Genomic DNA, 25,812 nt, shown 5'->3' with positions numbered 1-25,812 from the left:
ATGCAGCTGCCCCGCCGGATCCGCGCCACCCTGATTGCCTCGGCTGCCGTTGCCGCGCTGTTCGGGCCGCTGCCCGCAGCAGCGCAGGACCAGCAGACCCTTGCCGATATTCGGCAGGAGCTGACCGTCCTGCACGTGGAAATCCAGCGTCTGACGCGCGAATTGTCCACCACCGGCGCGCCTGCCACCAATCTGGCAGGCAGTTCCGTGCTGGACCGGGTCGAAGCGATCGAGACCGAGCTGCAGCGCCTGACCGCCCAGACCGAACAGCTGGAATACCGCATCAACCGGATTGTCGCCGATGGCACCAACCGGATCGGCGATCTGGAGTTCCGTCTGGTCGAACTGGAAGGCGGCGACATCAGTGCCTTGGGTGAAACCACGACGCTGGGCGGGGATACCGAGGCCGCCGCCACCGAGACCTCTGTACCGGTTCCTGTGCCGGGTGATGCCAGCGAATTGGCTGTGGGTGAGCGCGCGGATTTCGACGCCGCGAAACAGGCGCTGGAGGAAGGCAGCTATCAGGACGCCGCCGAGAAATTCGCAGCCTTCAATGCTGCCTACCCGGGCAGCCCGCTGGCGGCAAAGGCTGATTTCCACCGTGGAAAGGCGATGGATGGTCTGGGCGACACGCGTGAGGCGGCGCGGGCCTATCTGGCGTCTTTTACCGGCGATGCGGTTGGCCCGATGGCGCCCGAGGCGCTGTTTGAACTGGGCGCCGCACTTGGCCGGTTGGGCCAGTTGGATCAGGCCTGTATCACCCTGTCCGAGGTCAACGCACGGTTTCCCGGCAATGAAACCGTGGCCCGCGCCGAGGCGGAGATGGCCACGCTGGGCTGTTCTTGACGCAAGACGCGGCGGATATCATTGCAGGCGTTCGCGCCCAGATTCCACACCCCCTGCCAGAGCGGCTGGGGGTTGCTGTTTCCGGGGGGAGCGACTCGGTTGCGCTTCTTCACATCCTACACCGCGCTTTAACGCCCGAAGGGGTGCAGCTTTACGCGGTCACGGTGGACCACGGATTGCGCGCAGCCTCGGCCGCAGAGGCGGAGGGCGTTGCGGCGCTGGCCACGGGCCTTGGACTTTCACACGATATTCTGCACTGGGCCGAGGGACCCGGCGCGGGCAATCTGCAGGATCAGGCCCGGCAGGCTCGCTATGGTCTGCTGCGCGATTGGGCACGTGACAAGGGTATCGCCGCACTGGCGCTGGGTCATACGGCAGACGATCAGGCGGAAACCGTGCTGATGCGGCTGACGCGGGCCTCCGGCGTGGATGGATTATCAGCAATGTCCGCCGTGCGGCAGGTGGAGGATCTGACGCTGCTGCGTCCGCTCTTGTCGCTCCGTCGGGACGAACTGCGTGATTACCTGCGCGCCGAAGGTGTGCCTTGGGTCGACGACCCCTCAAATGAGGATAGGCGATTCGACCGGGTGCGGCTGCGTCAGGCCCTGCCTATGCTGGAAGAGCTGGGGCTGAGCGTCGAGGCGCTGTCGCTTGTTGCAAAAAATATGCAACAGGCGCGGCAAACGCTTGATCACTATGCACTATCGGCGGCGCAGGAGGGATTTTCGTTTCAGGCGGGCGCTGTGGCGGTAGAGCGGGCGTATTTTGCGGGACTGCCGGATGAAATTGCCCACCGGTTGCTGCGGGCGGCGCTGCAATGGGTTTCTGGCGGCACCTATCCGCCGCGGCGCGCGCCGATGATGGCAGCGCTGGAAACCGCCCGTACCGGCGGTTCGGCCACCCTTGCTGGTGGGCGCATCCTGTGCCGCCGGGGCCGTGTCTGGATCTGCCGCGAAGCGCAGGCCGTACGTGGCCAGATCGCGGAACCCGGTGAGGTCTGGGATGGGCGCTGGGAAATTAATTGTTTAAAATCAAAAGTTTGCAAGGTGCGCGCCCTCGGGGCAGAGGGGCTTCAGCTCTGTCCGGATTGGCGGGAAACCGGTCTGCCCGGACCAGTGCTGGAGGTCACCCCTGCTTTGTGGCGCGGGGCCGATCTGGTTGCCGCACCGCTGGTGAGACCGGCGCCGGGATGTACGGCAGAGCTGACCTGCAGCGAAGAAGAGTTCTTTGCATCCTTTTTATCGCATTGAACCTGACCGAATGTTCCCTATTTTAAGCGCAACGTGGGCGATCTACGCGTCGCCTCGAATATTGGGAGATTTTCCTTGGGTAATGCACGCAATATCGCCTTCTGGGTCGTTCTGTTTCTGCTGATCCTCGCGCTGTTCAATTTGTTCAGCGGGTCGGGCAGCACCATGCAGAGCCGTGAGCGCACCTATTCCGACTTTGTTGCCGCCGTCGAAGGCGGACAGGTCAGCACCGTCACCCTTGACGGGGAGCAGGTTCGTTTCACCACATCCGATGGCCAGAGCTATGTCACCATCAAGCCGGGGGACGCGGAAGTCACCTCGATGCTGATCGAGAACAACATCCCGGTGCGGGCTGAAAAACAGCAACAGTCGGGTTTCCAGTCGTTTCTGATCACATTGCTGCCCTTCCTGCTGCTGATCGGTGTCTGGGTCTATTTCATGAACCGGATGCAGGGCGGAGGCAAAGGCGGCGCCATGGGCTTTGGCAAGTCCAAGGCGAAGATGCTGACCGAGAAACACGGCCGCGTCACCTTTGACGATGTTGCCGGTATCGATGAAGCCAAGGAAGAGCTGGAAGAGATCGTGGAATTCCTGCGCAACCCGCAGAAATTCTCGCGTCTTGGTGGCAAGATCCCCAAGGGTGCGCTGCTGGTGGGCCCTCCGGGTACTGGTAAGACGCTGCTGGCCCGCGCGATTGCGGGCGAGGCAGGCGTGCCCTTCTTCACCATCTCCGGTTCGGACTTTGTTGAAATGTTCGTCGGTGTCGGTGCATCCCGTGTGCGCGACATGTTCGAACAGGCGAAAAAGAACGCGCCTTGCATCGTGTTCATCGACGAAATTGACGCCGTGGGCCGCCATCGTGGCGCCGGCTATGGCGGCGGTAACGACGAGCGCGAACAGACGCTGAACCAACTGCTGGTCGAGATGGACGGTTTTGAAGCCAACGAAGGCGTGATCATCTTGGCGGCGACCAACCGTAAGGACGTTCTTGACCCCGCGCTGCTGCGTCCGGGCCGCTTTGACCGTAACGTCACCGTCGGTAACCCCGACATCAAGGGCCGCGAAAAGATCCTCGGCGTGCACGCACGCAAGACCTCGCTGGGCCCCGATGTGGATATGCGCATCATTGCGCGCGGCACCCCGGGCTTCTCCGGTGCGGATCTGGCGAACCTCGTGAACGAGGCTGCGCTGATGGCTGCTCGCGTCGGCCGCCGCTTTGTCACCATGGAGGACTTTGAGAACGCCAAGGACAAGGTGATGATGGGCGCCGAGCGTCGCTCGATGGTGCTGACGGCGGATCAGAAGGAAAAGACCGCCTATCACGAGGCGGGCCACGCTGTTGTCGGCCTGAAGCTGCCCGAGTGTGATCCGGTCTATAAGGCGACGATCATTCCGCGCGGCGGTGCCCTGGGCATGGTAGTGAGCCTGCCCGAGATGGACCGGCTCAACTGGCACAAGGACGAGTGCGAGCAGAAGCTGGCGATGACCATGGCCGGTAAGGCCGCCGAAATCATCAAATACGGTGAAGGCCACGTCTCGAACGGCCCGGCCGGCGATATCCAGCAGGCCAGCCAGCTGGCCCGCGCCATGGTGATGCGCTGGGGTATGTCGGAAAAGGTCGGCAATATCGATTATGCCGAGGCGCACGAAGGTTACAGTGGCAACACCACCGGCTTCTCGGTTTCCGCCCATACCAAGGAACTGATCGAGGAAGAGGTACGCGAGTTCATCCAGATGGGCTATGACCGCGCCTTCAAGATCCTGACCGATCATCACGACGAATGGGAACGTCTGGCGCAGGGTCTGCTCGAGTACGAAACCCTGACCGGCGATGAGATCAAGCGCGTCATGGGTGGCGAGCCGCCGCATTCAGGCGAGGACGAAGGCGACGACACCGATCAGGGTAGTGCCTCGGTCACCGCAGTGCCCAAGGCCAAGCCGAAGAAAACCCCGCCCGAGGGCGGCATGGAGCCGGAACCGTCCTCCTGAGGCGCTTCCTGAATTTAGAAGGCCCGGTCTTTGACCGGGTCTTTTACTTTGCAGCAGTGGGCATTTGTTTGGACTGGGCCGGTTGGGTTGGGGGTGGCGCTGGGGCGCCGGACAGCCGTGCTGCCCGGCGCCCCAGCGCTCGGATCGGATCGCGTTGCGATCCGACCGCCTACCTCGATGAAGCCCATGGTTCTCTCTGGCGGTTCGGGGCTTAGCGTGTATGGTTCGGCAAAAGCGCTGTGCCCTGCGAAAGCGGTAGTGCAAAGCGGATGAAGTACAGGGGAGTCCTCACATGCCAGTCTTGCGCGAAACCGAATTCACCGGAGAGATTGTCTGGATGGGACAGGTTCCGGCAGGAGAGGGGCTTGCAGCGATTCCACAGCAGACGCTGGACCTCGGCTTTGACGGCATTGCGGGGGAGCGTCACGAGGGCAGTTTGCGTCCCTCCTGCGTGCGGGTGAAGAACCTCTATCCCACCGGCACCGAAATCCGCAACGTGCGCCAACTGACCATTCTCTCTGAGGAAGAACTGGCCCTGATTGCCGCGGATATGGGGCTGGAGCAGATCGACCCGGCCTGGCTGGGTGCCAGCCTGGTGCTGCGCGGTATTCCCGATTTCACCTTCATCCCGCCTAGTTCCCGGCTGCAGGGGCCGGATGGCACCACCCTGACCGTGGATATGGAGAACCGCCCCTGCGTGCTGCCGGGGCGCGAGATCGAAAAGGATCATGGCGGTTACGGCGCGAAATTCAAACCTGCGGCGAAAAACCGACGGGGAATCACCGCCTGGGTAGAACGTCCGGGGCGGCTCTCAATCGGGGATGCTCTGACGGTTTTTGTGCCGGATCAGCGCGCCTGGGCGCCCTGAAGCCGCGCCCGAAAGGAACAATGCGTTCCTTTCGGACACCCGAAGTTCCGATCGAATTCGCCCTACGCCGCTTCAAGACACGATAATGTCGGAAATCACGCGCGCCATTTGCCGCAGTCTGGCTAAGTCTTGGTCAACTCCGGCCCGCGAGCCGGTCAACGGACAGAAACAGGTCAGGAACCAGGCCATGAGCTACAAGAGTGACATCGAAATCGCGCGCGAAGCGAAGAAGCTCCCCATTCAGGACATCGGCAGCAAGCTGGGCATGTCGCATGACGATCTGCTGCCCTACGGCCACGACAAGGCCAAGGTGAGCCAGTCCTTCATCAACTCGGTGCAGGACAAACCCGATGGCAAGCTGATCCTGGTGACCGCGATCAACCCGACCCCGGCGGGCGAAGGCAAGACCACCACCACCGTGGGGCTGGGCGATGGTCTGAACAAGATCGGCAAGAACGCCATGGTCTGTATCCGCGAAGCCTCGCTTGGCCCGAACTTCGGTATGAAGGGCGGCGCCGCTGGTGGTGGCTACGCGCAGGTCGTGCCGATGGAGGACATGAACCTCCACTTCACCGGTGACTTCCACGCGATCACCTCGGCACACTCGCTGCTGAGCGCGATGATCGACAACCACATCTACTGGGGCAACGAGCAGGAAATCGACATCCGCCGCGTCCAGTGGCGCCGCGTTGTCGACATGAACGACCGCGCCCTGCGCCAGATCAACGTGTCGCTCGGCGGTGTTGCCAACGGGTTCCCGCGCGAAGGTGGTTTCGACATCACCGTGGCCTCCGAAGTGATGGCGATCCTGTGCCTGGCCAACGACCTGCAGGATCTGGAAAAGCGTCTGGGCGACATGATCGTGGCCTACCGCCGCGACCGCAGCCCGGTTTATTGCCGTGATATCAAGGCAGAAGGCGCCATGGCGGTGCTGCTGAAGGACGCAATGCAGCCGAACCTGGTGCAGACGCTGGAAAACAACCCGGCCTTTGTCCACGGCGGTCCCTTCGCGAACATCGCGCACGGCTGTAACTCTGTCATCGCGACAAAGACCGCCATGAAAGTTGCTGATTACGTGGTGACCGAAGCGGGATTTGGTGCGGACCTTGGCGCCGAGAAGTTCATGAACATCAAGTGCCGCAAGGCTGGTATCGCACCCGACTGCGTTGTGCTGGTGGCCACTGTGCGCGCGATGAAGATGAACGGCGGCGTGGCCAAGGCAGATCTTGGCGCCGAAAACGTCGAAGCGGTGATGGAAGGCTGCGCCAACCTCGGCCGTCACATCGGCAACCTGAAATCCTTTGGTGTGCCGGTTGTCGTCGCGATCAACCACTTCGTCACCGACACCGATGCGGAAATCCAGGCGGTCAAGGACTACGTGGAAACCCAGGGCTCCGAAGCGATCCTGTCGCGTCACTGGGAGCTGGGTTCGGAAGGTTCTGCCGATCTGGCCCGCCGCGTCGCGGAAATCGCCGACAGCGGCGTCAGCCAGTTCGCACCGCTCTACAACGATGAGCTGACCCTTTTTGAGAAGATCGAGCGCATCGCCAAGGGCATCTACCGCGCCGACGAAGTGCTGGCCGACAAAAAGATCCGCGATCAGCTGAAACTCTGGGAAGATCAGGGTTATGGCAATCTGCCGGTCTGCATGGCGAAGACCCAGTACAGCTTCTCGACCGATCCCAACCTGCGCGGCGCGCCCACCGGCCACTCGGTCCCGGTACGTGAGGTCCGCCTCTCTGCGGGCGCCGGGTTTGTCGTGGTTGTCTGCGGTGAGATCATGACCATGCCGGGCCTGCCCCGCACCCCTGCGGCGGAAAACATCCATCTGAATGCCGAAGGGCAGATCGAAGGCTTGTTCTAAGGCGCAAATTGCGCAATCTGCGGCCCGGGGACCTATTCCCGGGCCGTAGGAGTTTTTGTGACGATGACCAATCCGAAACCACCGCAGGACTGCGCCGATATGGGAGAGTTGCGCGCCGCGATTGATACGCTCGATGTGGCACTGGTCAGGATGCTGCGGGCGCGGGCGGATTATATTGACCGGGCGGTAGAGCTGAAGCAGGTGAATGGCTGGCCCGCACGGATCCCGGCCCGTGTTGAGGAGGTTGTGGTCAACGCCTGCCGCACCGCCGAGGCCGAGGGGCTCGATCCTGCTCTGGTCGAAGGTATCTGGCGCGATATGGTGGATTGGTCGATTTCGCGCGAGGCGCGAGAGATCCCCGAGACATGAGCGCGAGGCCGCATCCGGTCTTGCAGCCCTAAGAAGGAACGAAGCGATGGCAGCAAATATCATTGACGGCAAGGCCTTTGCGGCCAAGGTCCGCGGTCAGGTCGGCGAACATGTGGCGCGCCTGAAGGAAGAGCACGGTATCACCCCCGGTCTGGCGGTTGTGCTGGTGGGCGAGGATCCGGCGAGCCAGGTCTATGTCCGCTCCAAGGGCAAGCAGACCGTTGAGGTCGGCATGAACTCCTACGAGCACAAGCTGGAGGCGGATACCTCTGAGGCCGACCTGCTGGCGCTGATCGACCAGCTGAACAATGATCCTGCCGTGCATGGTATTCTGGTGCAGCTGCCGTTGCCCGGCCATCTGGACGAGGATCTGGTGATCAACGCCATCGACCCGGCCAAGGACGTGGACGGCTTCCATATCTCCAACGTCGGCCTTCTGGGCACCGGCCAGAAATCCATGGTGCCCTGCACGCCGCTGGGCTGTCTGATGATGCTGCGTGATTATCACGGCAGCCTGTCGGGCATGGACGCGGTGGTGATTGGCCGCTCCAATATCGTGGGCAAACCGATGGCGCAGCTGCTGCTGGGTGACAGCTGCACCGTGACCATCGCGCACAGCCGCACCAAGGATCTGCCCGATGTGGTGCGCCGCGCCGATATCGTGGTGGCCGCCGTCGGGCGCCCGGAAATGGTGCCGGGCGACTGGATCAAGGAAGGCGCCACTGTGATCGACGTTGGTATCAACCGCATCGACGCCCCGGAAAAGGGCGAAGGCAAGACCCGCCTTGTGGGTGACGTGCATTTCGAAAGCGCCGCGGCCCGCGCCGGTGCCATCACCCCGGTGCCTGGCGGTGTCGGTCCGATGACCATCGCCTGCTTGTTGGCCAACACGGTCACCGCCTGCTGCCGGGCCAACGGTCTGGCAGAGCCGGAAGGTCTGACCGCCTGATTGCTTTGATACTCTGACGCTTTTGTCAGCTGCGCCCGCCGGACTGTTTCGGCGGGTGTTTTGCTGTTTGGTCTCTGGTGGGGCAGGATTTTACTTGGCGACCGGCACCATGGTGCCTTGCAGGATCGCCACCAGCTTTTCTTCCTCACCGGTGATGGCATGGACTTCGCAGGTGGCCACGACCAGCCGTCGCCCGGGTTTCACCACGGTGCCGGTGGCCCGCAGGCGATCCCCAGCGCCGGGCGCCAGCAGGTTGATCTTGATCTCTGCGGTCATCACTTCCTGATCCTCGGGCATCAGGGACAGCGCCGCGTATCCTGCTGCGGTATCGCCGATGGCAAAGGTCAACGCCGCGTGGGCGACGCCATGCTGTTGCAGGCTGCTGGGCAGGATGGGGGCGGAGACCACCACCTTGCCCGGCGCTACGGAATCCAGCGTGGCGCCAAGGGTTTGCATCATGCTTTGGCGGGCGAAACTGTCTGATATGCGATCTGTGCTCATGCCGCGATCATACGGCCTGCAGGGACCGGTGGGAACAAGACGTTGCGTTAGCGGGGCCAACCTAGCGAGGCATTGGGCAGGGCAGGGGTTTTGGTCCTGTCAGGATCGCAATCGCTTCTGGCGCCATCAGTCCCGCAAGGGCCGGATCACTGCTGCGCAGCCCACCGGTATAGGTGCCAAAGGCGGGCAGGATCAGCCGGGTGCGATCCAGCAGAAAGGCGGGGCGGGCACTGCCCCGGCGCAGCCGCGCCTTGGGGTGGTAATGGCCTGAGATCTCTCCTGCTTCGGCATCTCCCTCTGCGATGTGGCGAAAGGTGAGCGGGCCAATGCGCATCTCGGTGCAGGAGCGACCGCCAAATCCCGCAGGACCCGGATCGTGGTTGCCCTCTACCCAGATCCAGTCCTGTGCGGCGATCAGGCTGCGCAGGTCCTGAACGTCCTCTGGAGGCAGCGCCTGGGCGGCGGCCAGATCGTCGAAACTGTCGCCAAGGCACAGCACTGTCTCGGGCTGCAGCTGCCGGATCAGCGCCGCCAGCCGCGCCAGTGTATCGCGGGTCTCATACGGAGGCAGGGGAGCGCCGCCGCGCCGCAGGTGACGTTCGGATTTGCCCATATGCAGATCCGAGACACAAAGCAGTCGCTGCTCTGCCCACCAGAGCGCGCCGCTGCCAAGCGCGGTGAGCCGTGCGCCTGCCAGTGTGAAATCATAGCCGACCAAGGCGCCCTGAAATCCTGCCGGATCGTTCATGGATCCAGCTCCGCGAGGCCCGAGGTGCGCATCAGTTCTTCGGCTTCGCGCTCCAGAAGTTTCTGTGCCCCAGCGCCCTGAACTGGCACCTTCCCCATTTCCAATAGTAGGGGCGCGGCCAGCGGGCTGATCCGTTTCAGCCGCCGCAGGGTCACGCGGCCGCGGATGCGGTCGGCCATTTCCTCGACACGGGCAAAATCTACCAGCCCGCTCAGCGCTTCGTCGCGGGTGATATCCAGCAGCAGGTGATCGGGATCGTATTTGCGCAGCGTGTCATAAAGGATATCGGACGAAAACGTCGCCTGCCGTCCGGATTTGCGGGCGCCGGGGCTGTTGCGTTCGATCAGCCCGGCGATGGTGGCCGCGCCGCGAAAGGCGCGTTTCATCACCGCGTTTTCCGCCAGCCAGCGCTCCAGCCCGTCGCGCAGGGCGTCGGGCTCCAGCAAGGGCGCGGGGTCGGTCAGCTCCGCAAGGCCCCAGATCAGCGTGGCGTAATCTGTGGCGACAAAGCCCAGCGGATCAAGGCCCAGCTCCTCCATCCGTTTGGTCACCAGCAGCCCCAGCGTCTGCTGCGCGTTGCGCCCGGCAAAGCCATAGAGACAGGTATGTTCCCGGCCCTGATGCGGAAAGCTTTCGATCAGCATCTGCCCGGCGCGCGGCAATTCGGACACCTGGCGCTGCAGGTCAAGCCAGTCAGCGGTGTGGGCGGGCAGATCGGGCCAGTCACCGCGAGCCAGAAGGTCAAGAATGCCCTGGCTTAGCTGGGTAGAGGTGGCGAATTTGGTGCCCGAGAAAACGGCGATCTTGGGTTTGCGGCCCCTGTCGCGGCTGACTTCCACCGTCATTTCGCGCAAGGTTTCATAGCGCACGATCTGGCCACCGATCAGGAAGGTATCGCCGGGGGTCAATGTGGCAGCAAAGGCCTCTTCGATCTCGCCCAGCGGCTTGCCGCCGCGGCTGTGTTTCATGCGCACCTTCAGAAGGTCGGCGTCCTGAATGGTACCGATATTCATGCGGATGCGGGCCGCCGCGCGCGGATCGCGCAGCTGCCACAGGCCGTCCGGGCGCTGCAGTAGGCGCTGCCATTGGTCATAGGCGCGCAAGGCGTAACCGCCGGTGGCGCAGAAATCGAGACAGGCATCGAATTCCGCGCGGCTGAGGGCAGCATAGGCGCCTGTGCTGATGACCTCGGCATAGAGCGCATCGGCATCAAACGGCCCCGCGCAGGCGGTGATCAGGATATGCTGGCACAGCACGTCGCGCGGTCCCGGTGGGCGTGGATCGCCATCAAGCCTGCCTGCCTGCACCGCCTCCAGGGCGGCGTGGCATTCGATCACTTCAAACCGGTTGGCGGGCACCAGAAGCGCTTTGGACGGGGCGTTGTAGCGGTGGTTGGCGCGCCCGATGCGCTGCACCAGCCGTTTGACGTTCTTTGGGGCGCCGATCTGGATCACCAGATCCACGTTGCCCCAGTGGATGCCCAGATCCAGCGAGCCGGTACAGACCACGGCGCGCAGCTCTCCGGCGACCATCGCGGCCTCGACCCGCTCGCGCTGCGCCCGGTCAAGCGAGCCGTGATGAATGGCGATGGGCAGCGCATCCTCATTGGCAAGCCACAGATTGTGAAAGAAGATTTCCGCCTGCGCCCGGGTGTTGTGAAAGATCAGCGTGGTCTGATGGGCGCGGATCTGCTCCAGCACGGCGGGGATCGCATAGGCCGCGCCGCCCCCGGCCCAGGGCGGTGCCTCGGCCGTGTGCAACATGGCGATATCGGGGGCGGGGCCGGGATCAGCCAGCACGATATCGCAGGGGTCCGGATGGCGCGCCAGATAGCGGGCGATGGCGGCGGGATCATCCACCGTGGCCGAGAGCCCCACCCGGCGCAGATCTGGGCAAAGGCTTTGTAGCCGCGCCAGTGCCAGCATCAGCTGATCGCCGCGTTTGCTTTCGGCGAGAGCGTGGATTTCGTCGATGACGATGCGCCGCAGCCCGCCAAAGGTGCGGGCGGCATCCTCGTAAGAGACCATCAGCGCCAGGCTTTCGGGGGTGGTCAGCAGGATATGCGGCGGGTCGGCGCGCTGGCGTTTGCGGCGTGATTGCGGGGTGTCGCCGGTGCGGTCGTCAATCCGGATCGGCAGTCCCATTTCCTCGACCGGCGTGCGCAGGTTGCGTTTGATATCCGCCGCCAGCGCCTTGAGTGGTGAGACATAGAGCGTGTGCAGACCTTCGTGGCTGCCGTCCGCCAGCTCGGCCAGCGTCGGTAGGAAACCGGCCATCGTCTTGCCGCCGCCGGTGGGGGCGATCAGCAGCGTGGCGGGATCGGTGGCACGGTCCAGCATGTCCTGCTGATGCGGATGGATGGACCAGCCCCGGGCGCTGAACCAGTCCAGGATCCGGGGCGGCAAGGCGGCGGTGCTATCCATAAAGGTTCCGTTTGGGGCGGCGGCGGGCAGGGCGTCAGGAGGCGCCGGGGACCTGCGCCAGCCGTGCGCTGATGGCGTTGATCTCGTCCGGGAAACGGTTGTTGCCGATATCTCCGGCTTCTTCGGTCCAGGTGACGAACCGTTCGAACAGGGGGACAAATAGGGCGAGTTCCTTTTCGCTCCAGCCCGACAGGAATTCGCCAAGAACAAGGAACTTGAACTGGCGCACGGCTTCGATGATGGCGGTGCCCCGTTCCGTCAGCTCGACCAGAGTGCGGCGGGCGTCGCGCTGGCTGACGGTGCGCCGGGCCAGCCCTCGGGCGATCAGGTCGCTGGTCAGCCGTGAGGCCCGCGACGGGTCGATGCGCAGGCGCGCGGCAACGGTGGAGACCATGACCTCTTCCTCGGCATCGTCGCTGCCAAAGGTGCTCGCCGGGGCCCAGATCGCCATCATCACGTCAAGCTGGGCCAGATCGACCTCCTCGGCCAGCCCAAAGGCCGCCAGCGCCGCCGAGCCAAGCTCGCGCTTGTTCACCCGGCGCCGCCACTGTTGCAGCACGTCGTCAATCTCCAGCGCAGCCGTGCTGGTGCGGCTGTCAATCCCGGCCTGTTCCAGGAAATTCGTCAGTTCGGTGTTGCGCCCGGCTATGGTTCCATCCTCCAGGAGGTCGTCGGCCCGGGGGGCTGACAAAATTACATGCTGTTGACATGTAAATGACGTCGTCATACATGTGCTATTATCAGATGACCTGTTTCAGGGCCGAACGCAATGCAACTGCGGAGCGGCCCCCTTTCAAATCAAGCCAGAGCAAGGATTATCACGTGAGCGGACCGATCCCAAGCACCCCCGGAGCCCTGGACGACAGAGAGCTGAAGCTGATGATCGGCGCGGTGGCCTCTGTTTTGTTCATTGCCTCGCTGGGTCAGACGGTGGTGACGACGGCGCTGCCTACGATTCTGAGCGAGCTGGGCGGATTGTCGCAGATCACCTGGGTCATTACCGCCTATCTGATGGCGGCGACCGTCGGGGCGCCGGTCTGTGGCAAGCTGGGCGACCTGTTCGGGCGCAAGCCGGTGATGCAGGGCGGCATCGTGGTGTTTCTTGTTGGCTCACTTATCTGTGCGCTGGCGCCGAACCTCTGGGTGCTGGTGGCGGGTCGGTTTGTGCAGGGCGTTGGCGGCGGCGGGCTGATCGTCGTCTCTATGGCCACTGTCGCCGATGCTGTCCCCGCCCGCGAGCGGGGCCGCTATCAGGGGATGCTGGGCAGCGTCTTTGCTGCCTCGACCGTGGTCGGCCCGCTGGCGGGTGGCTTTATCGTGCAGCATTTCGCGTGGGAGTGGCTGTTCCTGCTGAACCTGCCGCTGGGGCTGGCGGCTTTTGTGGTGTTGGCCCGTTCGCTGGCCACGGTGCCGACCGGGCGGCGACCGTCGATTGACTATGCCGGCGGGTTGAGCCTGTCGCTGCTGCTTTCACTGGCGGTGATCTCAGCGAGCCTTGGCGGCTCTACCCTTCCCTGGAGCAGCGTAGAGATGCAGGGGCTGCTGATCGCGACACTGGCGGCGCTGGCCGTCTTTGTGATGAGCGAAAGCCGCGCCAAGGAGCCGATCCTGCCGCTGCGCCTGTTCCGGATCAACAATTTCCTGGTGTCCAACGCAGTTGGGCTGATCGTCGGTTCGGCGATGTTCGGTACCATCGTGTTTGTGCCCTTTTTTATGCAGGTGGTGCGGGGTATGTCGCCGGCGCTGTCGGGCATGTTCACCTTCCCGATGATGCTCGGGATCATCCTTGGTTCGTCCATTTCGGGGCGGATCATGGTGCGGACCGGGCGGTATCGGTGGATGCCGACCGTATCCACGCTGATCCTGGCCGGGGCGATGGCCTCCCTTGCGCAGATGGGCACCAGCACACCCGAATGGTGGATCGCGGTGTCGATGGTGCTGACCGGGCTGGGGATCGGGCCGGTGATGGCGGTTGGCGTGACCTCGATCCAGAACGCGGTACCGCTGACCATGGTCGGTGTCGGCACCGCTAGCGCCAATATGTTCCGGATGATCGGCGGCTCGGTCGGCACGGCGGTCTTTGGCGCGGTGTTTGCTGCGGGGCTGACGCGGGAACTGGGCGGTGCCCTTGGCGGTATGAACCCGCGCAGCCTCAGCAAGGATGCCATCATGGCGATGGAACCGGGCCTGCGCGAGGCGGTAGTGACGGGTATCGCCGATGCGCTGCACCCGGTGTTCTGGGCAGCTACGGTGCTGGCTTGCCTTGCCTGCCTGATGTCGCTGTTCCTGGCGGAAATCCCGCTGGAGGATCGCAGCATGAGCCGGACGGCAGAAGCGGACTAGGCAACGCCAAAAGAAATGCGCCGAGTTCCCTAGCCTGGGGGCGCTGTTTGCCGCGTCTTACTTCACGATCTCCTCGTCCTCGACAAACATGTTCGCCCAGGCCCGGTCGATCAGATCGGGGCTCATCTCGTAGGGGATGCCTTCGAAATCGCAGATCGCCATCATCTGGTCGATCAGGAACACCGGCTGGTAGTTGGCGTATACGTTGTCGATGGTGGGATATTTCGTCTTCAGGAGATGCACTAATGTGGCCTCGTCCAGACGCATCCCCTTCTTGCGCGCCACGAGGGCAAAGATCTTGAGGAAGTTTTCCTGATCCGGGCCGTCGATCTTGATCTTGAAGAAGATCCGGCGCAGTGCGGCCTGGTCGAAAATCTCGTTCGGGTGGAAGTTGGTCGAGAAGATTACCAGCGTGTCGAAGGGCACTTCGAACTTTTCCCCCGATTGCAGCGCCAGGATGTCACGCCCCTCTTCCAGCGGCACGATCCAGCGGTTGACCAGAGCCTGCGGCGGTTCTGCCTGACGGCCAAGGTCGTCGACGATGAAGATGCCGCCGGTGGATTTCAGCTGCAGCGGCGCCTGGTAGGTGCGCGCGGTCGGGTTGTAGACCAGATCCAGCATCGACAGGGACAATTCGCCGCCTGTGACCACGGTGGGCCGTTCGCATTTCACATAGCGCGTGTCGAACCGGCGCGGGCGGCGCAGGGCATTGGGGTCTTCGGCTTCTTCGGGGGCCGCGGTGTGCACGATGGGGTCATAGACAGTGATAACCTGACCGGCGTATTCGATGGCGCGCGGCACGTAGACACAATCGCCCAGGGCATCGCGGATCCCGTTCGAGATCGAGGATTTCCCGTTGCCGGGTGGGCCATACATCAGGATCGACCGGCCAGCGCTGACGGCAGGGCCGAGGTGGTCCAGCAGGCTGTCGGGCAGGATTAGGTGCCCCATCGCATCGGTTAGTTGCTGCCGGGTGACCATGATGTTGCGGATCGACTGGCGTTCGACCTGTTCGCGGTAGACATCCAGCGGCACAGGCATGGCGCCGTAGTATTCGGACTGGCTGAGCGCATCGAGCGCGCGCGCGCGCCCCGCATCGGTCAGCTGATAGCCCATTTCATTACCGCTGTTGGCGTTGAGCGTGCCGGTCGCCTCCAGCAGTTTCTGTTCGCGTGCCATGTCGACCAGTTCCTGCGTCACCGGGATCGGCAGGCACAGCGCGGCGGCGATATCGCTGACCATATCCGCGTTCTTGCGGAACATGGTTTTTAGAAGGATATCGCGCATCATCACGATGGGCAGCTGCATCTGGGCAAGCCCCTTGGGCGCGGGCGGCGCCACCACGGCGCTGGTCTGCATGTTCATGTCACGGCCTGTCTGTTCATCCTGTGCCCCTGCTACGCCTCTGCCTGGCGGGGCAGGGGACAAGAGCTGCGTTGCTGACCTCACAGTCTATTCACCACTGTGGCAAGACAACGGCAATGCTGGTGCATTTCCGGGAAAGGCGTTGCAATTTGAGCTGGATTTTAGTGACCGACAGGAGGTCTCGGCTTTGGTATCAGGCGGCTGCAGGCAGGCTGCCAAACAGGGCGCCAAGGATCAGGTAGATGGCCAATGTGCCGCCAAGGCATAGGCCCATGGGAAACTTGCTGCCGACGTTCCAGCTGCGCCAATCGGGGGCGAGCCTGCGCAGGGGCGTGTATTTCACCAGCCTATGGGTGACAAAGCCCGCAAGGAGATTGGCGGAAAAGATCATCATCACGGCAGGCAGATCACCCAGCGCCACCAGCGGCGCGGCAGCCCCGGCGAATTTGGCATCCCCGGCGCCGATCATGCCGGCAGAATAGAACAGAAAGCCAAGGCCGATCCCGACGGGAAGATGCAGCAGCTGCCAGCCATAATCGGCCCAGGACGGCATCACGAAAAGCCCAACCACCACATAGACTGCACCCAGCGTGTCATTGATCCAGTTGGGAATGCGCATGCCGCGCAGATCCGTCAGCGCTGCCGCATAGCACAGCGGCAGCACGAAGGGCAGGAACCACAGCGCGGCCTGGGCCGGGATGGCCAGATGGACCATGGATCAGCCGTTTTCGAGGGCTGCCAGCGAACGGGCTGCGGCCTCAAAATGCTGGGGATGGGTGGAGATGGCTTCGCGCAGCAGGTTTTCACCTGTCTTGACGTCGCCCTGCTTCACCGCCGACAGCGCCAACGTGTGCAGCAGTTGGGCGCGCTCTGTCTGATCTAGCGGGATCACCGGCAGGGTGTAATTGCGCTGGGCACCGCGGGCCAGAACCAGGTTGTTCTTGGCGGTGAACAGCGAGGGATCCTGACGGATGGCGTCGCTGAACAGGCGCTCGGCCTGGGCATAGCTGCCGCGCGAGAGTTTTGAGTAACCCCAGTTGTTCATCACCTTGGCAGGCTGCGTGGTGAGGCCGGTTGCGATTTCATAGAAACTGTCGGCGCGTTTCCATTCCTTGTTGGCATCCGCCACCATCGCCTCAAGCCGATAACGGCGATAGGTTTCATAGGTTGGTGGCACTGAATCCAGCGCGGCCTTTGCGCCTTTCCAGTCGCCGGTGCGGATCAGGGCGTCTGCCAGCGAGACCTTGTCTTCCACGGTCGCCTCGGGGTGGGCAGCGACTTTTTTCCAGGCGCTTGCGGCCTCGGTATTGCGTTTGGCGCGGATCATCGAAGTGGCCAGCCCGCGCTGGAAATCGATCCGGTCCGGAGCGGATTTCAGGGATTTCTGGAAGTAGCTCACCGCCTCATTCGGGTCCGCCACGGTCAGCATCACATCGTTGAGGTTGTGTTCATCGACGACGTTCACGTCCTGAAACGCCCGTTCGACGGTTTCCTTGCCATCGGGTTTCACGCAGGCCGACAGGGCCAGTGCGCCGATCAGGCATGGTGTCACAAGAATTGACTGGCGCATTTTATGCGTCCTTTTGCTGCTCTGCCTTTGCGGTCTTGGGGTCAGGGCACCTTGCCAATCCGGTAGCTGCCGCCGCCTTGCCGCATCAAAGTGTAGTCGTTTCGACTTTCGTTTTGCGGATCACTATGCGCAGATTTTTCAAGATTTTCGAGAGCCCGGCGCAAATTATCGCGAATTGCGTCACTTTCGCCATTATCCAGCGCATAGGCACGGCGTAGAATCTGCGTGGCTTCCGGGGTTTTCCCACGCTCCATCAGCACGACGCCAAGGTTGTTCAGGGCCTCGGGCCAGTCCGGCGCGGCCTTTGTTGCGCGGCGCAGCAGGGTTTCTGCCTGACCCAGACGGCCAAGTCCCAGATTGGCCGATCCCATGCTGGACAGCACCTCGGCGGTCAGCCCGTGCTCCAGCCCGGCGCGGGTAAAGGCGTCAAGGGCCAGCTCGTACTCTCCGGCATCCATCAGCCGGTGGCCGACCACCAGCCCGTCCTCGGCCTGTTTGCGGGTATCCACGCCGGGTGCCCAGGGGCTGGCGGGATCCTGATGCATAATCTGCGTATCGCAGGCCCCAACAGCAAACACCGCCATCAGCGCGGCGGCACGGATGGCGGTTTCAGAAACGTATGGGCGGTGGGGCACTGCCCTCCGCGAATTGGCCATGATCAGTTACCCATGTTGCCCATATTCAGGATGCCCTGCACCGATGGTCCGACCAGAATGATCAGCAGTGGCGGCACCGTGAGGCCCATTGTGGCAAGAGTCATTTTCACTGGCAACTTGTTTGCAGCCTCTTCGGCGCGCATCACGCGTTTGTCCCGCATTTCGTCGGCATAGACCCGCAGTGCATCGGCGATCGAGGTGCCGAAGGCCTGCGACTGGATCATCACGGTGGTGAAGGAGGAAACATCCTGAACCCCGCAGCGGGTGCCCATGTCGCGCAGCACCTTTTCCCGTTCCTTGCCCGCTTTCATCTCATAGGCCACCACTTCGAACTCCTCGGCCAACGCCGGGTAAGAGGCGTGCAGTTCCTTGGCGACGCGCACGATGGACTGGTCCAGCGACTGACCTGCCTCCACGCAGACCAGCATCATGTCGAGCGCATCGGGAAAGCCTTGGGTGATCTGTTTCTTGCGCTCTTCGATACGGCGGGTGACCCAGTATTTGGGCAGCATATAGCCCGCGCCGCCGGGGCCGATGATGCGCAGTGCCAACTGCTGGCTGTCAAATTCAGTGCCGGCCTTCAGCACGAAGACATAGAACAGCCCCGCGCCAAGCCCCAGAAGACCCAGGGCAAACTGGGCAAAATGGAACAGGCGCACTGAGTCCTTTGAGGCATAGCCGGCCTGACGCAGCTTCAGCTCCATCGCCGAAAGTTCCTCGGCGTTCTGCGGCTCCAGGAAGGAGGCGAATTTCTGCAGCTGTTCGTTGCGGTTGGCCTGGCGCAGGCGTTCTTTTTGCGGTTTTGCCTGCGTTTCCGGCGCCATGTTCTTTTGCAGCTTCTTCAGCGGATCCTCAGGCTGATTGAGGATCAGCGGGATCGCCAGCAGGATCATGAACAGACCCAGAAGACCCAGCGCCAGCAGCGGACCGAAGGCGCCGAACTGATCGGTCAGAAAGCCGTTGATGTCGGACAGAATGGACATTGCGCGCTCCTCAGACCTCGATATTGGTCAGCATTTTCATCACGAACAGGTTCACGGTCAGCATGATCCCGACAAGGAAACAGGCAGGTATGAACCACGGGTGATCCAGAACATTGTCGTAATAGTTCGGATCCTTTAGAAGGATGCCCCCCAGTGCCAGAAGCGGGAAGGCCGAGAGGAACTTGCCCGACCATTGCGCTTCGGCGGTGATCGCCTTCACCTTGCGGAACAGGCGGAAGCGGGCGCGGATCACTTTGGCCAGCCCGGCTAGAACCTCGGCCAGGTTGCCGCCCGATTGCTGCTGGATGGTGACGGCGACTGCCAAGAAACGCATGTCTTGCATGTCCAGCCGTTCGGCCATTTCTTTCAGCGATTCACCCACGTCGCGGCCATAGGCGGCTTCATCGGCAATCATGCCGAACTCTGAGGCAAGCGGGTCTTCGATTTCGTTCGAGACGATCTGAATGGCCGAGGTGAAAGGATGGCCGACCCGCAGCGAACGCACCATCAGTTCGACCGCGTCCGGCAGCTGTTCCTCGATCATCGCCATACGTTTGGTGGCCTTCTTGTTGACCCAGAAGAAGACGCCGCCGACGCCGATCACGATGGAGCCCAAAATGCGCACGGGGAACGGTGCAGCGGTGCCCACGCTGAGCCCGATAAAGGCGATGATGGCAACCCCGCCCATGATCATGATCAACTGCTTGGGGGTAAAGGCGATCGCTGCCTTCTGAGCCCGTTCCGCCAGCAAAGAATAAAGTGGGATGGTTTGCGATTTGCCGTGCTGTTTCAGCTCTTTACGCAGCTGTTCCAGTACCTGTTCGCGGGTATTGCCCTTCTCCATCATTTCCAGACGACGGCTGACCCGGCTGTTGAGCCGGATGGACTTGCCAAAGACGACCAGATAGATGCCTTCAACCAGCACGATGACGCCGACAAAAATCAGTCCATAGATCAGCGGTTCGATAGGGATTTGCATCAGATCACCTCCATCCGCGTGGGCTCATAGATCGACGGCGGCAGGTCATAGCCCCATAGGCGGAAGCGTTCAGAATAGTGGCTGCGTACGCCGGTGCCGGTGAAATGGCCGATGATCTTGTTTTCCGGGGTCAGCCCGACGCGTTGAAAGCGGAAGATCTCCTGCATTGAAATCACATCGCCTTCCATGCCGGTGATTTCGGTGATCGAGGTCATCCGGCGCGAACCATCCTGCAGGCGTGAGGCCTGAACGATCACGTTCACCGCGCTGGCGATCTGGCTGCGCACCGCCTTGATCGGCATTTCAATCCCGGCCATGGCGATCATGTTCTCAAGCCGCGAAATCCCGTCGCGGGCCGAGTTGGCGTGGATCGTGGTCATCGATCCGTCGTGGCCGGTGTTCATCGCCTGCAGCATGTCGATGACCTCTTCGCCGCGTGTTTCGCCGACTATAATCCGGTCCGGGCGCATCCGGAGGGCGTTTTTCAAACAGTCGCGCGGGGAAACTTCGCCTTTGCCTTCGACGTTTGGCGGGCGGCTCTCCATGCGGCCCACGTGGGTCTGCTGCAGCTGGAGTTCGGCGGTATCCTCAATGGTGAGGATGCGTTCCGAATCGTCGATAAAGCTGGACAGCGCGTTGAGCGTGGTGGTCTTGCCCGAACCGGTACCGCCCGAGACGATCACGTTCAGCCGGGTCGACACGGCGGCTTGCAGATAGGCAGCCATCTCTTCGGTGAAGGCGCCGAAGTTCACCAGATCGTCGATGCCGAGCTTGTCTTTCTTGAATTTTCGGATCGACACCAGCGATCCATCGACGGCAACCGGCGGCACCATGGCGTTGAAACGGGAGCCATCGGCAAGCCGGGCGTCCACGTAAGGGTTGGATTCATCGACCCGCCGCCCCACCGCCGAGACGATCTTGTCGATGATCCGCATCAGGTGCTTTTCATCTTTGAAGGTCACGTCCGACAGCTGCAGCTTGCCCTCCCGTTCGACAAAGATCTGCTGTGGCCCGTTGACCAGGATATCGCTGACGGTTTCATCTTGAAGCAGAGTCTCAAGCGGCCCCAGTCCGGTGACCTCGTCATAAAGCTCCTTATTGAGCGTCATGCGGTCTTCGCGGTTGAGTGCAATGCCCTTTTCTTCAAGAATTTCGCCCGAGATCTGCGAGATTTCGGTGCGCAATTCTTTTTCGCTGGCCTTCTCAAGGGCTGCGAGGTTCAGGTTTTCCAGAAGTTCACGGTGCAGCTGCACCTTGATTTCACCCAGCCGTTCCTTGCGCTTGCGGTCCCGGTCCGCTTGTGGCGCTTCGGCTTTGGCACGCGTCATGGGGCGGCGCAGAGAAGCCGACGGTTTGGGCGCGGCGTCGGCGGCGGCCGGGGCAGCTGCAACCGGCGCAGCCGATGCCTGAACCGGTGCCGGACGTTTCTTGGCGGCTGGTTTTTTGTATTTCGAAAACAACTTCTATCCCCCGGTTTTGCCGCAGCCTAAGCGGCTGCGTCGGCTTCCGCCTGGCCCAGCTCGTGCAGGGATTGCGCGAGCTTCGCGATTTCCTTACGCAGTGGATTTTTTGGATTGGACAGCGCCAGCGGCAGACCGTGGTCGCAGCTTTGCAGTACAGGTTTGCCGCCGTCCGGTAGCAAGAGTTCAATCGAGATCCCGAGACTGTCTGCCATGCGTTTGACGCGACTTTTGCCGCTGAGGTCGGTGAATTTCGGCGCCCGGTTCAGCGCAAAGCGCAGCTTGTCAAACGGCAAGCCTTCGGATTGCAGCGCCCGTTTCAGCCGCAGGGTGTTCTGGGCCGAGCGCATATCAAGCTCGATCATCGCGAAATAGACATGCGCCATGTGCAGGATGGTTTCGGACCATTGCACCAGCGTATGTGGCAGATCTACCACCACGAAATCAAAATGGCTGCGCGCCATTTCGATCACCCGTTCCACGTCCTCAGGGGTGATGATTTCCAGCGGAATCATGTCCGACGGGGCGGTCAGCACCTGAAGCTTATCCTGGAAGGGGAGCAGCGCTTGTCCAAACACCTCTTCGTCCAGGCTTTCGGTTTCGCTCAGCATTTCCATCACGACTTCGCGGCGGGGCAGGTCCAGATAGGTCGAGACCGCGCCATATTGCATGTCGAAATCCAACAGGCAGACGCGTGGTTCCTTGCTCTTGCTGAGCTCGGCCAGCTCCCAGGCGAGGTTCACCGCCAGCGTGGTCGATCCGGTGCCACCGGCCAGGCCGTGGCAGGCGATCAAGGCCCCTTCGCGTCGACTGCCGCTTTTCAGCTGGTGCGGATTGGTGTCGGGTTCCGGCGGCTTGTCCTCGGCGTTGAGCCGGTCGATGGCCGCCTGCAACTCCTGTTCTGGCAAGGGGTAGGGGATGAACTCATCGGCGCCCTGGCGCAGCAGCGAATGCAGCGCTGCCGGGGTCACGTCTTCGGCGATGAGGATGACCTTGATCTCCTTGGCATGGGCCTGTGCGATGATTTCCCCCATCAGGGTCAGATCATCCTCGTCCTGGGCATCCATCGCCATGGCAACGAATTGCAGGGTTTCTGCCTCGGGCTGGGCGAAGAACGCCAGCGCCTCGGAAAACCCGAGATCGCCCCAGGCTTCACCCAGAGCTGCCTCCATGTCTTCGATCAAGAGGTCGAAATTCTGAACATCGCGACTGATCGTACAGGCAACAATTGCAGGTGTATCAGTTTGCGGCAGTCCGCTGCTCATCGCCAACATCCTCATAGTCAAAAGAAGCCGGGCCCCGGAGCGGGGCGCACCTCACCTCTTGTAGAGAATGTCCGTTAAGATCTTGACCACAATTGGACGAAAAAGCCCCAATTGTAGGGAAAAGTTAAGGGGTTTTGAGTCGGAATTTTATTCCAGATTGCTCTGCAGCGATTGCTCAGCCGTCAGCGTCGAGGCGGGAACGGCACTGGCAACATACTCGCGGTAGATGATCTGCGCATACTTGCCATCCAGCACCGTGGGATGTCGTTTCAGGAAGCCGCTGACCTCGGTCACGGTGCGGCGGTTGCGCCGTTCACGGTCCTGCGTGACGATGAGCGGCTGGGTCTCGCCATAGGATACCATTGCCTCCAGCCGGGCCCGGCTAATCCCGCGTGAAACCAGGTAGTTAACGGCGGCCTGTGCGCGGCGCCGACCAAGGCGTTTGTTATAGCTGTTGCTACCGACGGCATCGGTATGGCCGTAAACGCGGAAGCGGACCTCGGGGAACTGTTTGATCCAGTGTGCCTGCTGGTCCAGCGTCGCGCGGGCGGCACCGTCAAGCTGGGCGCTGTCGAATTCGAAGTTGATGGTGGTCGGAACTTCCTCGGCGAACCGGCCCGCGAGCTGGATTGCGAAATCGCGCTCGCCGCTCATCACGGCAGTATTATTGGCATTGGATTGGCCAAACAGGTCACCTGACAGCGGTTTGCCCGCTTCCCGCGTTGCGCAGGCGGAAGTGGCAAGAAGCAGTGCCAGAACAGCGGATTTCTTGATCATCGGCCCCATCTTTCCTGTGGTCAGTCCATTACATAGCCATAAGAGCCGTTGAAGTCCTGTTTCGCCACTTCACTGGCGGGGCCGGAGCTGCTGCGTGCGGTGCGGCCGAACAGGAACAGGTCCGCTTCGCTCGGCGGCTTGATGCGGTCGGTCGGAAGCGTCAAGGCCTCGCCACGGGTCGGGGTGACCAGATGGGCGCTGACGATGATGACCAGTTCGGTCTGGGCGCGTTGGTAATCGGCGCTGCGGAACAGGGCGCCCAGCACCGGTACATCCCCAAGCCAGGGCAATTGCGATGAATTATCAAGGAATTCATCCTTGATCAGCCCGGCGATGGCAAAGCTTTCGCCATCACGCATTTCGACCGTGGTCGAGGTTTCGCGGCGTGAAAACGCGTTGATCGACAGCCCGTTCAGTTCCAGCGAATTGGTCGGGTCGATGGCCGATACGGCGGCTTTCAGTTCCAGATTCACGATATCCTCATCCACCACGCGGGGAATGAAGTTCAGCTCGATCCCGAAGGGTTTGAATTCGACGGTGATCAGCCCATCTTCCTGCGCGACCGGGACGGGGTATTCACCGCCTGCCAGGAATTTTGCCTCTTGCCCAGAGAGGGCGGAAAGGTTGGGTTCGGCCAGCGTGCGCACGACACCCTTCTGTTCAAGTGCCTCCAACAGCAGTCCGACCTGAACCGATCCGGCGTTAAAGCCAAACAAGACGGCGCCGGTATTGCTATTGGCGGCGGGAATGTTGCCGGTCAGCGAATTGGTCAGGCCGGGCTGGTTGTTCAAGGTGTTGGTGCCACCGTTGACGCCAAAGCTGCTGCCGCCGCTGATTCCCAGCGAAGAGCTGAGAGATTTGGAAACGGAACGCTGCATTTCGGCAAAGCGGACTTTCAGCATGACCTGCTGTACGCCGCCGACGGACATCAGGTTGCTGACACGGTCAGGCGCATAGCGTTCGGCAAGATCCAGCGCCCGCTGCAGGCGGGCCGAGCTGGAGGCGGTGCCGGAGAGCACAATGCCGTCATTGGCAGTGCGCACTTCGATCTTCTCGCCGGGCAGGATCTGCCGCAGACGTTCCTTGAACTCGGTCACATCGGCGGCGACGCGCACATCCACATTGGTGATCAGTCGCCCCGAGGCATCCAGCAGCGTCAGAGTGGTCAAGCCGGGCGATTTGCCAAGCACATAGATCGTGCGATCGGAAAGAGAAGAGATGTCGGCGATGCTGGGATTGGCGATGCTGAGTTCGGCAAAGGGTTCGTCGCTTTCGACCACGACGGCGCGGTTCATAGGCACATTCAGCGATGCCGAAGTCCCTTTCTTCACCACGCGCAATCCATTGGCCAAAGCCCCGTCCGGGACGGCCATACACACCAACGATAGCCCGGTCAGGGCTGCCGCTACAAACCTACGAAATGCCATGTGACCTGCCTTTCCGATCACGCCTCAACTCCGGGTCTTTTTGCCCGATATTTCAGGTCACTGTGCGGCAGTTCCCGATTTATTGCAAGAATCAAAGGAAAACGGGCTGTTGTGGCGGCGCGGCTGTGTGGGGTCGGGGCAACAAAAAAGCGCGCCAGCGACCCATTCTGGGCAACTGGCGCGTGGTCCAAGGTTTTGGGACTATTTTATTTTTCGGCATATGGCGCCGGTTTTTGCTTCAGTCGGAGCAGGGGATCGGGATCTCGACCACCTCGGCTCCGCGGCGGGTGCGGATTGTGCAAACCCGCTCTTCCTTGGCGATAACCGGTGCTTCCACCGCGCTGAGCCCCAGCAGTTTGCGCTGGTCCACTTCGACAAGCGCAGCCACGGTATCGTCCTGAGCGCCAACAAGGGCGAGGGACAGTTTGCCGGTGCTTTGGGCCTGGGCGAGGGCGGCGACCTGCTCGGGCCGGGCGGCAACGGTGACGGTGCGGGCGATCACGGCGCCGCTGATGTCTCCGCCTGCGCTCTGATCGACGGCGATCAACTCGACGTTGGTTTCGATCAGCCGGGTGACTTCCCCTTGGACATTGGAATTGGTGCCCCGCACGGTGCCGGTCCAGTAGACATCGACGCGGTCACTGGGGCGCAGGAAGCCGGACACACCGGATGCCACATCAACCTTGATGGCAAAGGCACGCATGCCGCGGGCGAGGCGCGAGGTAATACCTGCATCTTCGCCCGGCGCGGTGACCTTGACCGCAAGCAGCGGTTCGCCCTTTTCCATGGTGCGCAGAACGACGCGCGGCTCATCGGCGCGTTCGGGAGGAAACAGCGCCTCAAGGCTGGTAAATGCACCTTCCGGAACGGCATTTTCCGGCCAGCGTACCTTGCGGACGGCATCCTCGGACAGCCGTTCGCCATATTTCAGCGCCTTGTCTGCAACGTATACATCTGTGACCGGGACGACTTCGGCCCGGTTTGCCCGCTCGCGGGCCAGTTCGTTCTGATAGGCCGAGATGTAGTTCTTCGCCATCATAACGGCGCCACCGGCCAGGGCGACACCGACAATCAGCACGAGTCCGAAAACCGCACGCATTGTGGTACCTCTCATTCACGTTAACCGGTTCCGCGGCATGCGACACCGGTGCATGGATCGATCAGGACGCTGCCGTCCTGT

At 62.1% G+C, this 25,812-nt stretch carries 23 protein-coding genes; 8 read left to right on the top strand and 15 right to left on the bottom strand.

What is annotated here, in order from left to right:
- The 7 genes from ybgF (at position 1) to folD (ending at position 8,135) form a co-directional block, all read left to right on the top strand.
- Positions 1–846: a tol-pal system protein YbgF gene (gene ybgF / locus C6W91_RS05765; protein WP_370570528.1), complete on the top strand. Its 846-nt coding sequence runs from the start codon at positions 1–3 to the stop codon at positions 844–846.
- Positions 843–2,096 (top strand): tRNA lysidine(34) synthetase TilS, encoded by a 1,254-nt coding sequence (tilS, locus tag C6W91_RS05760; RefSeq protein ID WP_370570527.1) that lies wholly within the window; start codon positions 843–845, stop codon positions 2,094–2,096. The genes ybgF and tilS overlap by 4 nt, the downstream gene beginning before the upstream one ends.
- A gap of 75 nt (positions 2,097–2,171) precedes the next feature.
- Positions 2,172–4,085: an ATP-dependent zinc metalloprotease FtsH gene (gene ftsH, locus C6W91_RS05755; RefSeq protein ID WP_065272678.1), complete on the top strand. Its 1,914-nt coding sequence runs from the start codon at positions 2,172–2,174 to the stop codon at positions 4,083–4,085.
- Between the two features lie 292 nt (positions 4,086–4,377).
- A complete protein-coding gene (locus tag C6W91_RS05750) occupies positions 4,378–4,953 on the top strand; it encodes a sulfurase (RefSeq protein WP_065272679.1) in 576 nt (191 codons plus the stop codon).
- A 187-nt stretch (positions 4,954–5,140) separates the two neighbouring features.
- Positions 5,141–6,817: a formate--tetrahydrofolate ligase gene (locus C6W91_RS05745; protein ID WP_065273725.1), complete on the top strand. Its 1,677-nt coding sequence runs from the start codon at positions 5,141–5,143 to the stop codon at positions 6,815–6,817.
- A 63-nt stretch (positions 6,818–6,880) separates the two neighbouring features.
- Complete coding sequence (locus tag C6W91_RS05740; RefSeq protein WP_274834509.1) at positions 6,881–7,186, top strand: chorismate mutase; 306 nt, start codon at positions 6,881–6,883, stop codon at positions 7,184–7,186.
- Positions 7,187–7,232: 46 nt separating this feature from the next.
- On the top strand, positions 7,233–8,135 hold the full coding sequence (gene folD, locus C6W91_RS05735) for a bifunctional methylenetetrahydrofolate dehydrogenase/methenyltetrahydrofolate cyclohydrolase FolD (RefSeq protein ID WP_274827737.1): 903 nt from the start codon (positions 7,233–7,235) through the stop codon (positions 8,133–8,135).
- 90 nt (positions 8,136–8,225) lie between these two features.
- On the opposite strand, the gene C6W91_RS05730 is transcribed toward folD, so the two are convergent.
- From C6W91_RS05730 to C6W91_RS05715, 4 genes are all read right to left on the bottom strand, one after another.
- Positions 8,226–8,636 carry a PaaI family thioesterase gene (locus C6W91_RS05730; protein ID WP_274831308.1) on the bottom strand — a complete coding sequence of 137 codons (411 nt, stop codon included), beginning with the start codon at positions 8,634–8,636 and terminating at the stop codon, positions 8,226–8,228.
- A 61-nt stretch (positions 8,637–8,697) separates the two neighbouring features.
- A complete protein-coding gene (gene pdeM, locus C6W91_RS05725) occupies positions 8,698–9,354 on the bottom strand; it encodes a ligase-associated DNA damage response endonuclease PdeM (protein WP_370570541.1) in 657 nt (218 codons plus the stop codon).
- Positions 9,355–9,380: 26 nt separating this feature from the next.
- Positions 9,381–11,807 (bottom strand): ligase-associated DNA damage response DEXH box helicase, encoded by a 2,427-nt coding sequence (locus tag C6W91_RS05720; RefSeq protein WP_370570526.1) that lies wholly within the window; start codon positions 11,805–11,807, stop codon positions 9,381–9,383.
- A 34-nt stretch (positions 11,808–11,841) separates the two neighbouring features.
- Complete coding sequence (locus tag C6W91_RS05715) at positions 11,842–12,498, bottom strand: MarR family winged helix-turn-helix transcriptional regulator (RefSeq protein ID WP_274867036.1); 657 nt, start codon at positions 12,496–12,498, stop codon at positions 11,842–11,844.
- Positions 12,499–12,629: 131 nt separating this feature from the next.
- Between C6W91_RS05715 and C6W91_RS05710 the strand changes: the two genes are divergently transcribed.
- Positions 12,630–14,150, top strand: a complete 1,521-nt coding sequence (locus C6W91_RS05710; protein ID WP_370570525.1) for an MFS transporter — start codon at positions 12,630–12,632, stop codon at positions 14,148–14,150.
- Between the two features lie 57 nt (positions 14,151–14,207).
- On the opposite strand, the gene C6W91_RS05705 is transcribed toward C6W91_RS05710, so the two are convergent.
- The 11 genes from C6W91_RS05705 to cpaB form a co-directional block, all read right to left on the bottom strand.
- Positions 14,208–15,515 (bottom strand): ATP-binding protein, encoded by a 1,308-nt coding sequence (locus tag C6W91_RS05705; RefSeq protein WP_065272685.1) that lies wholly within the window; start codon positions 15,513–15,515, stop codon positions 14,208–14,210.
- A 193-nt stretch (positions 15,516–15,708) separates the two neighbouring features.
- A complete protein-coding gene (locus C6W91_RS05700) occupies positions 15,709–16,230 on the bottom strand; it encodes a prepilin peptidase (protein WP_370570524.1) in 522 nt (173 codons plus the stop codon).
- Between the two features lie 3 nt (positions 16,231–16,233).
- On the bottom strand, positions 16,234–17,085 hold the full coding sequence (locus C6W91_RS05695; protein ID WP_370570523.1) for a tetratricopeptide repeat protein: 852 nt from the start codon (positions 17,083–17,085) through the stop codon (positions 16,234–16,236).
- 41 nt (positions 17,086–17,126) lie between these two features.
- Complete coding sequence (locus C6W91_RS05690) at positions 17,127–17,741, bottom strand: tetratricopeptide repeat protein (protein WP_370570522.1); 615 nt, start codon at positions 17,739–17,741, stop codon at positions 17,127–17,129.
- A gap of 2 nt (positions 17,742–17,743) precedes the next feature.
- On the bottom strand, positions 17,744–18,724 hold the full coding sequence (locus C6W91_RS05685) for a type II secretion system F family protein (RefSeq protein WP_065272687.1): 981 nt from the start codon (positions 18,722–18,724) through the stop codon (positions 17,744–17,746).
- 10 nt (positions 18,725–18,734) lie between these two features.
- The gene (locus C6W91_RS05680; RefSeq protein WP_065272688.1) at positions 18,735–19,703 is read right to left on the bottom strand and encodes a type II secretion system F family protein; all 969 of its coding nucleotides are present in this window, start codon (positions 19,701–19,703) and stop codon (positions 18,735–18,737) included.
- Positions 19,703–21,163: a CpaF family protein gene (locus C6W91_RS05675; protein WP_274831301.1), complete on the bottom strand. Its 1,461-nt coding sequence runs from the start codon at positions 21,161–21,163 to the stop codon at positions 19,703–19,705. The genes C6W91_RS05680 and C6W91_RS05675 overlap by 1 nt, the downstream gene beginning before the upstream one ends.
- Positions 21,164–21,189: 26 nt before the next feature.
- Positions 21,190–22,428, bottom strand: a complete 1,239-nt coding sequence (locus C6W91_RS05670; protein WP_274831300.1) for an AAA family ATPase — start codon at positions 22,426–22,428, stop codon at positions 21,190–21,192.
- Between the two features lie 147 nt (positions 22,429–22,575).
- Entirely contained in the window at positions 22,576–23,205 is a 630-nt protein-coding gene (locus tag C6W91_RS05665; protein WP_274831299.1) for an OmpA family protein, read from the bottom strand.
- Positions 23,206–23,225: 20 nt separating this feature from the next.
- On the bottom strand, positions 23,226–24,632 hold the full coding sequence (locus tag C6W91_RS05660; RefSeq protein ID WP_274831298.1) for a type II and III secretion system protein family protein: 1,407 nt from the start codon (positions 24,630–24,632) through the stop codon (positions 23,226–23,228).
- Positions 24,633–24,870: 238 nt separating this feature from the next.
- Positions 24,871–25,731 (bottom strand): Flp pilus assembly protein CpaB, encoded by an 861-nt coding sequence (gene cpaB, locus C6W91_RS05655; protein ID WP_065272692.1) that lies wholly within the window; start codon positions 25,729–25,731, stop codon positions 24,871–24,873.
- Between the last annotated feature and the right edge of the window lie 81 nt (positions 25,732–25,812).

The organism is Phaeobacter sp. SYSU ZJ3003 (genome assembly GCF_041300735.1).
GTDB lineage: Bacteria > Pseudomonadota > Alphaproteobacteria > Rhodobacterales > Rhodobacteraceae > Phycobacter > Phycobacter gallaeciensis_A.
This window is presented reverse-complemented; position numbering and strand designations above follow the sequence as displayed.

Excerpts from the sequence above, each read along its gene's own strand:
- ybgF (WP_370570528.1), top strand. The coding sequence starts at position 1 with ATGCAGCTGCCCCGCCGGATCCGCGCCACCCTGATTGCCTCGGCTGCC.
- C6W91_RS05750 (WP_065272679.1), top strand. The coding sequence starts at position 4,378 with ATGCCAGTCTTGCGCGAAACCGAATTCACCGGAGAGATTGTCTGGATG.
- C6W91_RS05745 (WP_065273725.1), top strand. The coding sequence starts at position 5,141 with ATGAGCTACAAGAGTGACATCGAAATCGCGCGCGAAGCGAAGAAGCTC.
- C6W91_RS05740 (WP_274834509.1), top strand. The coding sequence starts at position 6,881 with ATGACCAATCCGAAACCACCGCAGGACTGCGCCGATATGGGAGAGTTG.
- folD (WP_274827737.1), top strand. The coding sequence starts at position 7,233 with ATGGCAGCAAATATCATTGACGGCAAGGCCTTTGCGGCCAAGGTCCGC.
- C6W91_RS05730 (WP_274831308.1), bottom strand. The coding sequence starts at position 8,636 with ATGAGCACAGATCGCATATCAGACAGTTTCGCCCGCCAAAGCATGATG.
- C6W91_RS05720 (WP_370570526.1), bottom strand. The coding sequence starts at position 11,807 with ATGGATAGCACCGCCGCCTTGCCGCCCCGGATCCTGGACTGGTTCAGC.
- C6W91_RS05705 (WP_065272685.1), bottom strand. The coding sequence starts at position 15,515 with ATGAACATGCAGACCAGCGCCGTGGTGGCGCCGCCCGCGCCCAAGGGG.
- C6W91_RS05700 (WP_370570524.1), bottom strand. The coding sequence starts at position 16,230 with ATGGTCCATCTGGCCATCCCGGCCCAGGCCGCGCTGTGGTTCCTGCCC.
- C6W91_RS05695 (WP_370570523.1), bottom strand. The coding sequence starts at position 17,085 with ATGCGCCAGTCAATTCTTGTGACACCATGCCTGATCGGCGCACTGGCC.
- C6W91_RS05690 (WP_370570522.1), bottom strand. The coding sequence starts at position 17,741 with ATGGCCAATTCGCGGAGGGCAGTGCCCCACCGCCCATACGTTTCTGAA.
- C6W91_RS05685 (WP_065272687.1), bottom strand. The coding sequence starts at position 18,724 with ATGTCCATTCTGTCCGACATCAACGGCTTTCTGACCGATCAGTTCGGC.
- C6W91_RS05680 (WP_065272688.1), bottom strand. The coding sequence starts at position 19,703 with ATGCAAATCCCTATCGAACCGCTGATCTATGGACTGATTTTTGTCGGC.
- C6W91_RS05670 (WP_274831300.1), bottom strand. The coding sequence starts at position 22,428 with ATGAGCAGCGGACTGCCGCAAACTGATACACCTGCAATTGTTGCCTGT.
- C6W91_RS05665 (WP_274831299.1), bottom strand. The coding sequence starts at position 23,205 with ATGATCAAGAAATCCGCTGTTCTGGCACTGCTTCTTGCCACTTCCGCC.
- C6W91_RS05660 (WP_274831298.1), bottom strand. The coding sequence starts at position 24,632 with ATGGCATTTCGTAGGTTTGTAGCGGCAGCCCTGACCGGGCTATCGTTG.
- cpaB (WP_065272692.1), bottom strand. The coding sequence starts at position 25,731 with ATGCGTGCGGTTTTCGGACTCGTGCTGATTGTCGGTGTCGCCCTGGCC.